We start from the raw sequence: 12,660 nt of genomic DNA, 5'->3' as shown, positions 1-12,660 counted from the left end.
TTAGACAGGGTTATCAATATCGACAAATTCCACTGCCAGTCCATGCTCCTGAGCTAACCATTCACCCAACGCTTTAACTCCGTAACGTTCTGTTGCATGGTGCCCCGCTGAAAAGTAATGAATATCTAACTCGCGGGCCGTATATGTTGTTCGTTCTGAGATCTCGCCCGAAATAAATGCATCAAGACCATGCTGAGCCGCAAGTTCAATGAAGTCTTGACCACCCCCCGTACACCAACCGACGGTTTCAATCAGCTTATCTGCTGTTTCCGGAGCGATATGTAAAGGCTCACGATTGAGTACTTGATTGATTTTACGAGCGAACTCCTTACCAGTCATCGCTTGCTTTAAACGGCCAAACATGGCGACGGATTGCGGATGCCCTTCTAGACCTCCTTCAATCTCAATATTCAGTAGACAAGCCAGTTGTGCATTGTTGCCTAATTCAGGATGTATATCGAGTGGTAAGTGGTAGGAATATAAGTTGATATCGTTTTTAATAAGGCTACGAATTCGTTTACCTTTCATACCACGTATTGGTGCCGGTTCTCCTTTCCAAAAGTAACCATGATGAACCAAAATTGCATCCGCATTTTGCTCGATAGCATAATCAATTAAAGCTTGTGATGCGGTAACCCCAGTCACTACGGTCAATATCTCTGGCGCACCTTCTACCTGCAGACCGTTGGGCGCATAATCTTTAATTAGCTGCGGGGAGAGTTTCTCATTTAGGATTTTTTCTAGTTGTAAATTATTCATTTTTATTTCCATTACGTTAGGCATAATATACCCAAGTGACCTCAAGATTGACATCTCGAACTGTAATCTGGACACCAGAAGCACACGCCTAAGAAAAGATCGACTTCGCTACAGTATACTCAAAGTCTTCAAACCTAGATATCATATCCAATAAGGATTATTAATGAATGACCTAGACCGTTTTTATCAGTGGATAATTGAAACGCCTCCTCTTTTTAAGCTTTGCCCACCTTTTTCAACGGTTGCGGATCTGCCTAGTCTGCCCTTCTCACAGCAGCAGCCTTATTCAGGTAATCCTAGATTAGGTTTTTTATATCAGCACTTGTGCACAACATTATTCATTGAGTCACCCAGATATAAACTGCTCGCAGAAGAGATTCAACTCAACGATGACAGCGGTCGTACTATCGGTGCTATCGATATGATACTCAAAAACCTTGAAAGCGATCAGTACGAGCATTGGGAAGTGGCGATTAAGTTTTACCTTCTGCATCAAGGTATTTGGTATGGGCCGAATGCTCATGATCAATTACATACGAAGCTCGAACGCATGCTTTCCCACCAGCTAAAAATGAGTAAGCGTAAAGAGTTTCACCAACAATTACCTTTGGATAAACCAGCCTCTGAGCATTTACTGATGCAGGGTCGTCTTTACATCAATCCTTTCTCTCCAGAAGCAACCCCTCAACAATGTTTAGGCTATGATCTGGAACCAAGCCAAATAGCGGGATATTGGTGTTATATACATCAGTGGGAGCAAATTACAGAGCCACTCTACTTACTGTCAAAGTCTTTATGGGCAATAGGCCAAACAAACTATAATGAGCCGATCGAGAAGCCTTCAAACAAATTTGTGCACGCACAAACAAAAGGCGGACAATTTTGGTTTATCGTTCCTGACTCCTGGCCGAACAACGTAGGCACCTAAAATATCCTTAAGTCATGCATCCGAGTAATCTCAAGATGCCTAGTATAAAAGCTGAAAACTAAAAGGCGACCACTGGTCGCCTTTAAAAGTAGAGCTATAAAAATACGTCTTGCTCAGGCGAGATTACAACCCGGCCGACTTAAAGACTTGGTTAACAATGTCTTGTGCTTCAGCTTCGATTTGTTTTAGGTGTTCTTCACCTTTGAAGCTTTCACAATAAATTTTATAGATATCTTCTGTGCCAGATGGACGCGCTGCAAACCAGCCATTCGCAGTTGTCACTTTAAGACCACCAATCGCAGCACCATTGCCTGGAGCATGAGTAAGACGAGCAGTAATTGCATCACCAGCTAAAGTTTCAGCCGCTACCATTTCTGGTGACAACTTCTTCAGTACGTCTTTCTGTGGGCCATTCGCTACAGCTTGAATACGGTTGTACTTAGATTCACCGTGCTTTGCTGCTAGTTCCTCATAGTAGTCTTGTGGGTTCTTACCTGTTACCGCAGTGATCTCTGCCGCTAGAAGACAAAGCAAGATGCCGTCTTTGTCTGTTGACCAAGGCGTACCATCTTTACGAAGGAAAGACGCACCTGCACTTTCTTCGCCGCCGAAGCCAAACTTACCAGCGTAAAGACCATCAACAAACCATTTAAAGCCGACTGGTACTTCACACAGATCACGGCCAAGGTCGGCAACAACACGGTCAATCAGAGCACTGGAGACTAATGTTTTACCCACAGCAACGTCTTTGCCCCACGCAGCACGATGACGATATAGGTAATCAATACAAACGGCTAAGAAATGGTTAGGGTTCATCAAACCTTTCGGTGTAACGATACCATGACGATCGTAATCTGGATCGTTACCAAAGGCCAAATCATATTCGTCTTTTAACGCTAACAACCCTGCCATTGCGTAAGGAGAAGAGCAGTCCATACGCACTACGCCATCTTTATCAAGTGACATAAACTGGAAAGAAGGATCAATAGATTCACTGACTAGTGTCAGATCTAGATTGTATGCTTGGCCGATTTGGCGCCAGTAATCAATGCCACTTCCACCCAGTGGATCCACCCCAATCTTCAAGTTAGCTTTTTGGATAGCTTCCATATCGATAACATTAACGAGATCATCGATGTATGGTTTCACTAAATCCGTTTCGACAAACAGAGCCGATGCTTTCGCTTCTGCTAGTGGTAGGCGTTTAACCCCTTGTAGCTCTTCGGCAATCAACGCGTTCGCACGATCTTCGATCGCTTGAGTCAGTTCTGCTTCAGCAGGACCACCATGGGTTGGGTTATATTTGATTCCACCATCTTGTGGTGGGTTATGCGATGGCGTGATGACGATACCATCGGCCTTGTCATCATGTTTGAGGTTATGAGTCAAGATAGCATGGGAGATACCCGGTGTTGGGGTATAACCATTATCTTGCTGAACGATCACCTTTACACCATTGGCAATTAAAACTTCGATCACACTTGAAAAAGCAGGCTCAGACAGCGCATGCGTATCTTTACCAACAAACAATGGACCTGTTGTACCTTGCTCAGCACGCACTTCTGCTACCGCTTGAGCGATGGCTAAAATGTGGTTTTCGTTAAATGTTTGTTTATCTGCAGTACCACGGTGACCAGACGTACCAAACTGAACTTTGTGGTCAGGGTTCGTTGCATCTGGTTGAAGCAAAAAGTAATTCGCAACGAGTGCTGGTATATTGTGAAGATCTTCCTGCTGAGCTTTTTGCCCGGCACGAGGGTGCATAGCCATGTTTGACATCCTTTCATTAAAAAATAAATAACAACTAAAAAACCTCATAATATTTGTTACACATTATGAGGCTTCTATCGACTCTCTTAGATGGAGCCCGTTACTTTTTCAATTAAGTCTGGCTGAAACTCCATATGAGCCATCACCTGCTCAACCATTTGTCGTTTACGGCTGGTGTTGTTATTCGTGATTACCCAAAATGGGGTGCCGGGAATCGCTTTCGGCTTTGTCGTATTGCCATTAGCCAATAGAGTGCTCTCGTTATCTGCAAAGTAAACGCGCTTGCGACCTTTTACTTTGGTTGCTTGAGAGAAGCTCTCTGGATTTAATTTATGCAAAGTTGATAGCACGAGCATAAAGCGATCGATCGCTTTCTTAAGACCGGCAAACTCATCAGAGATCAATAAGGAGCGCATCTCCTTAACCGTATCCATTTTTGCTGTTCTACCTGCATCTTTGCTTACGACAATACCTCGTGACAGTTTTGTGCAAGAAGTCACGGATGCTTCTTGTAACTGTCCATCTAGGTTCAAAAGACGTCGTAAAATGTCAGAGGCACTTTCACCGATATGCTCAGTTTGACCCGCAATGTAGCGGTATAGATCCTCATCAACCTCAATTGTTTTCATTCGCTTTTCACATTCTCAATGTTTAAACTCATAGGGATTATACCGAGATCCTTGCGGATACTCCACGTTAAACCCATCACGAATAAGATAAAATGTCAGTATTACTTAACTATAAACAGGAAGGTCAAGGCCAAGCGGTTGTTTTAATTCATGGATTGTTTGGCAGTTTCAGTAATCTTGGCTTGTTGGCACGCGATCTAGCTCAAGATCATACCGTCATAAGCTTGGATCTTCGGAATCACGGTCAATCGTTTCACTCAGATACCCACGATTACCAATTAATGGCACAAGATGTCGCTAATCTATTGTCTCAATTGAATATCGAGCCTGCTATGATCATTGGTCATTCTATGGGCGGCAAAGTCGCCATGAAGCTAGCAGAAGTTGCACCGCAGCATGTAAACCAGCTGGTTATTCTAGATATGGCTCCCGTCGCTTATCAGGTTCACCGACACAAGGATGTTTTTCAAGGTTTGCTCGCCGTCGCTCAACAAAAGCCGGCTAATCGCCAGCAGGCACTAGACATTCTGGCGCAACATATTGAGGTCGACGGCGTTAGGCAGTTCTTATCTAAGTCCTTATATAAAAGTGATGATGTATTCACTTGGCGTTTTAATGCCACTGGCCTTATCGAAAACTACGCCAATATATTAGGATGGCAAGAAATCCCACCAACAGACATACCTACGCTGTTTGTTAAAGGGGGTGACTCCGACTATTTGATGCCAGAGCACCAAGCAGCCGTGAAACGACAGTTTCCTCGCGCAAAAGCACACGTTCTTGCCAACACTGGGCACTGGCTGCATGCAGAGCGCCCCGCTGAGGTGATTCGTATTATTAGGAAATGCATGGCGAGTTAACAAATTCATTCGATAACGAGGGATAATTGATACAACCTCTTTCGTATTGCATTAACTTTACTGTTTAACAGTGATATAGTGCGCTCAAGAATTTTTGGCATTAAGGACAATAATGCTATACGACTATATGGACGTACTCGAGTCAATCGGACTTGATCTTCTTTTTGCTGCCGTCTTTTTCTTTATCGGGATGGCGATAAAAGATGTTCTAAAGCAGGCTAATGTGCCTGTTTTTGGCCGTCGTATTGTATGGTTGGTGCTTTTCCTAGGCTGCGCAGGCTTTATTGCCAAAGGAATCATTCAGCTTAGTTGGGAAGGCTCAGGGCTTGGGTAACACCTGCCCCCTTTGTCAGTAACAAACAATGTAAAGGTATAGACTCTATGGCAAGTGTAGGTATCTTCTTCGGTAGCGACACAGGTAATACTGAAGCCGTTGCAAAGATGATTCAAAAGCAACTAGGTAATCAACTGGTTCATGTTCAAGACATCGCAAAAAGCAGCAAAGAAGACATTGATAACTTTGATCTCCTTCTTTTAGGTATCCCTACTTGGTACTACGGCGAAGCTCAATGTGATTGGGATGACTTCTTCCCTGAACTAGAACAAATTGATTTCTCGACAAAGTTGGTTGCTATTTTTGGTTGTGGCGACCAAGAAGATTACGCAGAATACTTCTGTGATGCGATGGGTACAGTACGTGATATCGTTGAAGCGAAAGGTGGAACAATACTTGGCCACACTTCAACAGATAGCTACGAATTCGAAGCATCCAAAGGTTTAGTGGAAGGCAATGATAGTCAGTTTGTTGGTCTGTGTATCGATGAAGATCGTCAACCTGAACTGACCAAAGACCGTGTTGAAAACTGGGTTAAACAAATTTACGAAGAAATGTGCCTTGCCGAGTTGGAAGGTTAACAATAACTGCCTAGGCCTCCTATCTGGAGGCCTTTTTGTCTTTCAGCCCTAGTGTTTACTTTAAAATTTCACTTCTAATCTTTACACATCAAACACTTAGAATTTGCTATTGTCATCTTTTAAACCAAGTGACTTGGACACTTGGGTATAAGTACCTAATAAATATATCTCAATCCCTTCAATTTATTACGCTCAGAGAGACAACCTTAGCTCTGCAGGATAGGTAGATAGGGAAGCTTGCTCTTTGAAAGTCATCTGAGCAACATTTGTGATCCATATCGTCAACTTTATAAATTACCCATATATTCATGTTTATTTATAGGTATCTTCGCAATTAACGTGAACTACGTCACGCCAGGAACTGAATTTAACTGTGTAAGGTTACTTTGATGCAAACAAAAATATTTACCTTTTTTCTGCTCTCCTTCTCCCTGCTTTCCTTTAATAGCAGAGCTGACTCTGCCACCGTCTACTGTGCAACGATTGATGGCAATGCATGGGACTGGTTATATGATGAAAGCGGTGATTACACGAGTGTCCAAGGCCAATGGGGAACCCAAAAAGTCAATCGATCTCGCTCTTTTGTGTTTTTCGATATCTCCTATAACGACTACGTAAAATATCAAAAACAGTGTGAGAAGGAAGGCATGGTTCCTCAACCTGCAACATCAAGGCACAGTGATTGGTATATTTTTAGAATAAATTTTGCAAATGGCAAAAAGATATTTGCTCAAGGCTATTATTCTCTGCTGCGTAGTATGGACGATGCATTCATCTATAGGGTGCAATAAGGTTTATACCCAAGAGACCCAATATGCTTTATGCAGAATGCCTTGCGGCCACTTAGGCATAAATGATCATTTAGCTCAAGTGCTAACTCAGTACCCGTAAGTCAAGTATGAGAGACTTGAAGCATCCCTCATTTGCTAAAAGTTTCGATTAACCCTTTGAACTTCGGGTTTAATGTTCATAGCGCTTCGCCTATAATGATAGTAATATTTAATTCTGTTAAATAGTTGCAGATGATCCAACGGGAAAGTATATGTCAGACAACAATCAGGCGCTGAAGGATGCGGGCTTAAAAGTAACCCTTCCAAGACTAAAAATTCTAGAAGTACTCCAGCAGCCGGACTGCCAGCATATCAGTGCTGAAGATTTGTACAAAAAGCTGATCGATCTAGGTGAAGAAATTGGTCTAGCAACCGTTTATCGCGTCTTAAACCAATTTGATGATGCTGGCATTGTGACACGTCATCATTTTGAAGGCGGAAAATCCGTATTTGAGCTATCCACTCAACATCATCATGACCACCTAGTTTGTCTAGATTGTGGTGAAGTGATTGAGTTTTCAGATGACTTAATCGAAGAACGTCAAAAAGAAATCGCTGCGAAGTACAATGTGACCCTCACTAACCACAGTTTATACCTTTACGGCAAATCTGTGGATGGCTCGTGCAAAAATAACCCTAATGCGCATAAGCCTAACAAATAAAGAGTCATTTTCTTTGATAATATTACTAAAGGTCAGCTTTTTTTGGCCTTTTTAATGACTTAAATATTTACCCTAAGTGTTCTCAAAATATTTGGCTACACATACCAATAAAAATGCCAGCATGAACGCTGGCATTTCATTTTATTCATTATCAATAAAGATTAAGTCACTCTTTATCAGTCATGATTTACTGGTTTTCAATCTTCGCCCAAGTATCACGTAGCCCAACAGTACGGTTAAATACTAGACTCGTTGGTGAAGAGTCTTTTGAGTCAGCACAAAAGTAGCCCATGCGCTCAAATTGATAACCGGCTTCTGCTTCAGCCATCGCTAAGCTTGGCTCGACAAAACCGTTAAGTACGACAAGAGACTCAGGATTAATCGTTGCTGCAAAGTTATCTGCAGCAGCAGGATTAGGCACAGTAAACAGACGATCATACAGGCGAATTTCTGCTGGTAGTGCTTTGTCTGCAGACACCCAGTGAATCACACCTTTCACCTTACGGCCGTCTGCTGGGTTTTTACCTAGGGTATCAGCATCGTAAGAACAGAAGATCGTCGTGATATTACCTTGTGCATCTTTTTCAATACGTTCAGCTTTAATTACGTAGGCACCACGTAAACGCACTTCTTTACCAAGTACTAATCGCTTGTACTTCTTATTCGCTTCTTCGCGGAAATCTTCACGCTCAATCCACACTTCACGAGTGAAAGGAACCTCACGCTCTCCCATCTCAGGCTTGTTCGGATGGTTAGCGACTGTCAGGGTCTCTACGGCACCTTCTTCGAAGTTTTCGATAACAATCTTAACAGGATCGAGGACCGCCATAGCGCGTGGTGCATTCTCGTTCAGGTCATCACGAATACAAGATTCAAGGGAACTGAATTCGATCATGTTCTCTTGTTTAGTCACACCAATACGTTTACAAAACTCACGGATGGATGATGGCGTGAATCCACGACGACGTAGGCCAGAAATCGTTGGCATACGTGGGTCGTCCCAACCCTCTACTAGCTTCTCTGTCACAAGTTGGTTGAGTTTACGCTTCGACATCACCGTGTACTCAAGGTTAAGACGGCTAAACTCGTACTGGTGAGGACGGCTTTCTATCGAAATATTATCTAAGACCCAGTCATACAAACGACGGTTATCCATAAACTCAAGCGTACAAAGAGAGTGGGTAATGTCTTCTAAAGCGTCCGAGATACAGTGGGTAAAGTCGTACATTGGATAGATGCACCACTTATCACCCGTTTGGTGGTGGGTCGCAAAGCGCACACGATAGATAACCGGATCACGCATCACCATAAATGAAGAGCTCATGTCGATCTTCGCACGTAGGCACGCTTTACCCTCTTCAAACTCACCAGCACGCATTTTTTCAAATAACGCGAGGTTTTCCTCAACGGGACGATCACGATATGGGCTTGGTTTACCAGGAGCCGTTAACGTACCACGGTATTCACGAATCTGTTCAGGACTTAGCTCATCAACATACGCTAAGCCTTTATTAATCAATTCAATTGCATATTCGTAAAGCTTATCGAAATAGTTTGATGAGTAACATACCTCACCATCCCATTCAAAGCCCAACCAGCTTACATCTTTCTTGATAGACTCAACATATTCGATGTCTTCTTTTTCGGGGTTAGTATCATCAAAACGAAGATTACATTGACCCTGATAGTCCTGAGCAATACCGAAGTTCAAACAAATAGACTTAGCATGACCGATGTGCAAGTAGCCATTTGGCTCTGGCGGGAATCGAGTATGCACGCTAGTGTGTTTACCCTCCGCAAGATCTTTATCTATGATCTGGCGAATAAAGTTTGATGGACGAGCATCAGATTCACTCATCTATAGCACCTCAAAATTATTAATATTGTCAGAAAAAAGGATTCTTGTTTGCCCAAGTTTAGCGAACAAAAACTATTGCTTCTAATCATCCACAATTATTGGCAATTAGACAACCAGAACCGTCCATAAAAAGGCAATATTTCTCTACTTAGCTTGAAAGCGCAGCATAATTCGTCTGCTGAATAGAAAAAAGGCCTCTCGAATGAGAGGCCTGAGAAGAAAAGTTATTCAGATGTGACTATGGAAGTTTTACACCTGAAAGGTCTTCACCTGAACCGATGGCTTTCATTTCACCAGCGACGATTTCAGCTAGAGGACCAAGGATAACTTGGAGGTTATTTTCACCAAGCTTCACCACACCTTTTGCACCAAGCTTCTTCAGTACCGCCTCGTCAGCGACAGAACGGTCTTTCAATGTTAGACGTAAGCGAGTGATACATGCATCAATAGAAGTTAGGTTATCGTAACCACCTAGAGCTTTAAGGTATTGACGAGCTAGGTCACCATTTTTAACATCACCAACAGGCGCTGATACGACTTCGTTGTCATCGTCTTCACGACCTGGAGATTTCAGGTCAAAAGCACGGATTGCGAAGCTGAATGTGAAGAAGTAAAGAGCACCAAAACACAGGCCAACAATCAGAAGAACAAGTGGCTTAGTTGATAGACCCCAGTTCAATAGGAAGTCAATTAGACCTGCAGAGAAACCGAAGCCATGTAGTGTACCTAGCATGTTAACCACAACAAACGACAGACCTGTAAACACAGCGTGTATTGCGTATAGTGCTGGAGCTAGGAAAACAAACATGAACTCTAGAGGCTCTGTGATACCTGTTAGGAACGCACAGAATGCAACTGAGAATAGTGCACCACCAACTTGGCTACGCTTTTTAGCAGGAGCAGCAAAGTACATTGCTAGAGCAGCACCAGGAAGACCAAACATCATGACAGGGAAGAAGCCGTTCATGAATACACCAGCACTCTTATCACCGCCAAAGAAGCGATGTAGGTCACCAGATTTCACTGTTTCAGTCACTTCTTTCACAGTTGCTGTGATTTCAGGAGTCACTGAGTTAACGAAGTTAAACGTGTATTCTTGGCCAGCCACTAGTGACTTAGCAAGCGTTGGGTCGACACACAATTGCTTCAGTGCAGGTAGTGCTTCACCAGCAGCTTGTGCGCTTGTGATTAGAATTTCTTGACAAGTACCCATACCGAACCAGAAGTAAGAGTTCAGTACATGGTGAAGGCCGACAGGGATAAGTGCACGGTTAAGAACACCGTATGCAAACTGACCAATCGCACCAGACGTTGATACTGTATGTGCTAGTTGATCTAGGCCACCTTGAATTGAAGGCCAAATAACACCCGCAATCGCACCTGCTACAAGTGAGAACAGACCAGCCATGATTGGCACTAAGCGTTTGCCAGAGAAGAAGGCCAACCATTCTGGAAGACGAGTAGCATGAAAAGCGTTGTAAGAGTGACCAGCGATAATACCAGCAATGATACCGCCGAAGAATGACATGTTAACGCTGTCATTAATGGTTGTTGCTGTTGCTGTGATAACAAAGTAAGCAACAGCACCAGCAAGACCTGCTGCACCTTGACCGTCTTTAGAAAGACCAATCGCAATACCTAGGCCGAATAAAAGTGGTAGTTGGCTAAAAATGGCGTTACCAGCAGCAGCCATAAAAGGAATGTCGAGAAGGTCAGGTTGACCTAAACGTAATAAAAGCGCAGCAACGGGGAGCGTTGCAATAGGAAGCATTAGTGCTTTACCTAATTTCTGCGCGTATCCAAGAATATTCACCTTAAGTTCCCCCTATAGGATTTTATGTTTTTTTGAATGACTTATTTTAGCCGTTCAATTTAGTCCGGCCCAGTTTATGTGAATAATTTCGCCCCGCAAATTAAAACCTTGTTGTTTGTGATCATAATCACCAGAAACTAGCCCTAAAACGGGTTTTTGCTAGCTAGATCATAAAACTTATTTTATAATGCGAAAAATGGTATTTGAGAGCGCCTCTATCTTGTACTTTATGTAAGATGAAATCAGTGCTATTTTGGCCTCTCAAAACGGTGACCTCCTAACACACAGAGATAAGTGCATCAGAAAATTAAAAGTAATACGATTACTTTCAGTAACATAAGGTGATTAGGTTGTCATTAATTAAAATAAGTGTCTGATACCCATTATCTAATTCCGTGATGAAAACTAAGTATGTCGCATCTAGGATGCCATCATCACACTCTTCAGGATAATCAGGTAAAAAATGAATTCTCATCATATTTAAGGACTAGCTGACTATGTACGCGCTGAGTAACTGTAAAATTTATACTGGTAGTGACGTTTTGACCGAACATGCTGTCATTATCAACAACGACCAGATTCATTCTGTTGTTCCGGTAGCTCATCTACCAGAAAACATCGAAGTTATGGATCTAGACGGTGCAAATTTAAGTCCAGGTTTCATTGATCTACAACTGAATGGTTGTGGCGGTGTGATGTTCAACGACGAGATAACGTCCGAAACGATGCATATTATGCATCAAGCAAACCTGAAGTCAGGATGCACAAGCTTCTTACCAACATTAATCACTTCATCTGATGAAGATATGCGTGCTTCTATTACTGCGGCACGAGAATATCAAAGTAAGTACCAAAACCACTCCCTTGGTTTGCACCTAGAGGGGCCTTATCTAAACGTCGCGAAAAAAGGCATTCACAGTGTCGACTTTATTCGTTCTTCCGACGAGCAAATGATAGATTTTATCTGCGACAATGCTGATATCGTTGCAAAAGTCACCTTGGCACCAGAACTGAACGATGCTTCTCATATTGCTCGCCTTAAAGCCGCAGGCATCGTAGTTTCAATTGGCCACACAAATGCAACCTATGCAGAAGCTCGTCAAGGTTTTGAAGCGGGTATTACCTTTGCTACGCATTTGTTTAATGCCATGACGCCAATGGTTGGACGTGAACCAGGGGTTGTTGGTGCGATTTATGATACACCTGAAGTCTATGCTGGCATCATCGCCGATGGATTCCATGTGGATTATGCAAACTTAAGAATTGCCCATAAAATCAAGGGTGAAAAGCTTGTTTTGGTGACCGATGCCACAGCTCCAGCAGGTGCTGACATTGAAGACTTTATTTTTGTTGGTAAGAAAGTATATTACCGAGAAGGTAAGTGTGTTGATGAAAATGGCACACTAGGCGGCTCAGCACTGACCATGATTGAAGCAGTTCAGAATACTGTTGAGCACGCGGGCATCGCTTTAGACGAAGCTCTACGAATGGCTACACTTTATCCAGCGACCGCAATGGGCGTTGAAGAGCGTTTAGGCCGAATTCGAAAAGGAATGGTGGCAAACCTAACTATTTTCGATCGTGACTTCAATGTAAAAGCGACGGTTGTTAACGGACAATACGAGCATAATTAAGC

General features: G+C 42.9%; 13 protein-coding genes. 7 read left to right on the top strand and 6 right to left on the bottom strand.

Going from position 1 to position 12,660, the window contains the following annotated elements; all coding sequences use genetic code 11:
• On the bottom strand, positions 1-759 hold the full coding sequence (locus BS333_RS04255; protein ID WP_021709635.1) for a Nif3-like dinuclear metal center hexameric protein: 759 nt from the start codon (positions 757-759) through the stop codon (positions 1-3).
• Positions 760-922: 163 nt separating this feature from the next.
• Between BS333_RS04255 and BS333_RS04250 the strand changes: the two genes are divergently transcribed.
• The gene (locus tag BS333_RS04250; RefSeq protein ID WP_021709634.1) at positions 923-1,687 is read left to right on the top strand and encodes a DUF1853 family protein; all 765 of its coding nucleotides are present in this window, start codon (positions 923-925) and stop codon (positions 1,685-1,687) included.
• 123 nt (positions 1,688-1,810) lie between these two features.
• On the opposite strand, the gene pgm is transcribed toward BS333_RS04250, so the two are convergent.
• Positions 1,811-3,457 (bottom strand): phosphoglucomutase (alpha-D-glucose-1,6-bisphosphate-dependent), encoded by a 1,647-nt coding sequence (pgm, locus tag BS333_RS04245; RefSeq protein WP_021709633.1) that lies wholly within the window; start codon positions 3,455-3,457, stop codon positions 1,811-1,813.
• Positions 3,458-3,543: 86 nt separating this feature from the next.
• Entirely contained in the window at positions 3,544-4,086 is a 543-nt protein-coding gene (seqA, locus tag BS333_RS04240; protein ID WP_021709632.1) for a replication initiation negative regulator SeqA, read from the bottom strand.
• Between the two features lie 92 nt (positions 4,087-4,178).
• Between seqA and BS333_RS04235 the strand changes: the two genes are divergently transcribed.
• The 5 genes from BS333_RS04235 to fcrX all read left to right on the top strand — a co-directional run bounded on the left by BS333_RS04235 (position 4,179) and on the right by fcrX (position 7,353).
• Positions 4,179-4,946: an alpha/beta fold hydrolase gene (locus BS333_RS04235; protein ID WP_021709631.1), complete on the top strand. Its 768-nt coding sequence runs from the start codon at positions 4,179-4,181 to the stop codon at positions 4,944-4,946.
• A 112-nt stretch (positions 4,947-5,058) separates the two neighbouring features.
• Positions 5,059-5,280: a DUF2788 domain-containing protein gene (locus tag BS333_RS04230; protein WP_021709630.1), complete on the top strand. Its 222-nt coding sequence runs from the start codon at positions 5,059-5,061 to the stop codon at positions 5,278-5,280.
• Between the two features lie 47 nt (positions 5,281-5,327).
• Entirely contained in the window at positions 5,328-5,861 is a 534-nt protein-coding gene (gene fldA, locus BS333_RS04225) for a flavodoxin FldA (RefSeq protein WP_021709629.1), read from the top strand.
• A gap of 389 nt (positions 5,862-6,250) precedes the next feature.
• Positions 6,251-6,652 (top strand): hypothetical protein, encoded by a 402-nt coding sequence (locus BS333_RS04220; protein ID WP_021709628.1) that lies wholly within the window; start codon positions 6,251-6,253, stop codon positions 6,650-6,652.
• A gap of 251 nt (positions 6,653-6,903) precedes the next feature.
• Positions 6,904-7,353 (top strand): ferric iron uptake transcriptional regulator FcrX, encoded by a 450-nt coding sequence (gene fcrX / locus BS333_RS04215; RefSeq protein WP_021709627.1) that lies wholly within the window; start codon positions 6,904-6,906, stop codon positions 7,351-7,353.
• A 187-nt stretch (positions 7,354-7,540) separates the two neighbouring features.
• Here the strand turns inward: fcrX and glnS are convergent, their stop codons facing one another.
• From glnS to BS333_RS22010, 3 genes are all read right to left on the bottom strand, one after another.
• Positions 7,541-9,211, bottom strand: coding sequence for a glutamine--tRNA ligase (glnS, locus tag BS333_RS04210; protein ID WP_021709626.1), 1,671 nt, complete (start codon positions 9,209-9,211; stop codon positions 7,541-7,543).
• Positions 9,212-9,449: 238 nt separating this feature from the next.
• A complete protein-coding gene (gene nagE / locus BS333_RS04205) occupies positions 9,450-11,024 on the bottom strand; it encodes an N-acetylglucosamine-specific PTS transporter subunit IIBC (RefSeq protein WP_021709625.1) in 1,575 nt (524 codons plus the stop codon).
• Positions 11,025-11,352: 328 nt separating this feature from the next.
• The gene (locus BS333_RS22010; RefSeq protein ID WP_158297024.1) at positions 11,353-11,502 is read right to left on the bottom strand and encodes a hypothetical protein; all 150 of its coding nucleotides are present in this window, start codon (positions 11,500-11,502) and stop codon (positions 11,353-11,355) included.
• 19 nt (positions 11,503-11,521) lie between these two features.
• Between BS333_RS22010 and nagA the strand changes: the two genes are divergently transcribed.
• On the top strand, positions 11,522-12,658 hold the full coding sequence (nagA, locus tag BS333_RS04200) for an N-acetylglucosamine-6-phosphate deacetylase (protein WP_021709624.1): 1,137 nt from the start codon (positions 11,522-11,524) through the stop codon (positions 12,656-12,658).
• Positions 12,659-12,660: the final 2 nt, after the last annotated feature.

This window comes from Vibrio azureus (assembly GCF_002849855.1).
GTDB lineage: Bacteria > Pseudomonadota > Gammaproteobacteria > Enterobacterales > Vibrionaceae > Vibrio > Vibrio azureus.
This window is presented reverse-complemented; position numbering and strand designations above follow the sequence as displayed.